Genomic DNA, 1685 nt, shown 5'->3' on the forward strand with positions numbered 1-1685 from the left:
GCGTCCACCTGGTCCGACGCCAGACCGGCGTTCGCCAGCGCCTGCCGGATCACCCGCTGCTGCGAAGGACCGTTCGGAGCCGTCAGACCGTTCGAGGCACCGTCCTGGTTGATCGCCGAACCCCGGACCACGGCGAGCACCGGGTGCCCGTTGCGCTGCGCGTCCGACAGCCGCTCGACGAGCAGCATGCCGACGCCCTCGCCCCAGCCCGTGCCGTCGGCGTCCGCCGAGAAGGCCCGGCAGCGGCCGTCCACGGACAGCGCTCGCTGGCGGCTGAAGTCGACGAACACCTCGGGGGTGGACATGATCGCCACACCACCCGCGAGCGCCATGGTGCACTCGCCGCTGCGCAGCGCCTGGATCGCCCAGTGCAGGGCCACCAGCGAGGAGGAGCAGGCGGTGTCGACGGTGACGGCGGGGCCTTCGAGACCGAAGGTGTAGGCGACTCGGCCGGACGCGATGCTGCCCGAGTTGCCCGTACCGAGGTAACCCTCGACACCGTCGGGGAGCTCGCCGACGCCCGTCGCGTAGTCGTGGTACATCACACCGGCGAACACGCCGGTCCGGCTGCCGCGCAGCGAGGCCGGGTCGATGCCGGCCCGCTCGAAGGCCTCCCAGGAGGTCTCCAGCAGCAGGCGCTGCTGCGGGTCCATCGCGATCGCCTCGCGCGGCGAGATGCCGAAGAACGCCGGGTCGAACAGGCCCGCCTCGTGCAGGAAGCCGCCCTCGCGGGCGTACGAGGTCCCCTGGTGGTCGGGGTCCGGGTGGTAGAGGCCGTCCAGGTCCCAGCCGCGGCCCGCCGGGAAGCCGGACACCGCGTCGCGGCCCTCCGACACCAGCCGCCACAGGTCCTCCGGCGACTCCACGCCGCCCGGGAAGCGGCAGGCCATGCCGACGATGGCGATCGGCTCGTCCGTGGCACCCGCGGCCCGCACGGCCACTCCGGCCTCCGGCGCCTCGCCGACCAGTTCGGTCAGCAGGAAGGCGGCCAGGGCGCCGGGGGTCGGGTAGTCGAAGACGAGGGTCGCGGGCAGGCGCAGGCCGGTCGCGCCGTTGAGTTCGTTGCGCAGTTCGACGGCGGTGAGCGAGTCGAAGCCCAGCTCCTTGAACGCCCGTCCCGCGTCGACGGCTTCCGCGTCCGCGTAGCCGAGCACAGCGGCGACGCGGGCACGGACCAGGTCCAGTACGGTCTGCTCGCGCTCGTCCGTCGCCAGCGCGGTGAGGCGCCGGGCGAGGGTCGAGCCGGCGATGTGGCCGGGCACGCCGTTCTCGACGGCCCGGCGGGCCGGGGTCCGCACCAGGCCGCGCAGGAGCGGCGGCAGAGTGCCGGCCGTCGCCTCGGCGCGCAGAGCGGCCAGGTCGAGCCGGATCGGGACCACCAGCGCGTCGCCGGTCGTCACGGCCGCGTCGAAGAGCGCGAGGCCCTCGCCGGCGCTCAGGCCATGGACCCCGCTGCGGCTCATCCGCTGAACGTCGACGTCGGCGAGGCTGCCGACCATGCCGCCGTCCGCCCAGGCACCCCAGGCGAGGGAGGTGGCGGGCAGGCCGTCGGCGCGGCGGCGGGTGGCCAGGGCGTCCAGGAAGACGTTGGCGGCCGCGTAGTTGGCCTGACCGAGACCGCCGAAGGTACCGGCGGCGGAGGAGAACAGCACGAACGCCGTGAGCGGGTGCCCGGCGGTCAGCTC

At 74.5% G+C, this 1685-nt stretch carries 1 protein-coding gene; it reads right to left on the reverse strand.

What is annotated here, in order from left to right; translation table 11 throughout:
• Positions 1–1685 (reverse strand): beta-ketoacyl synthase N-terminal-like domain-containing protein (locus ACIOFR_RS42220; RefSeq protein WP_401006150.1); only part of this gene is annotated, 1685 nt, incomplete at both ends.

The sequence above is a fragment of the Kitasatospora sp. NPDC088346 genome, assembly GCF_044740765.1.
Classification (GTDB): Bacteria; Actinomycetota; Actinomycetes; order Streptomycetales; family Streptomycetaceae; genus Kitasatospora.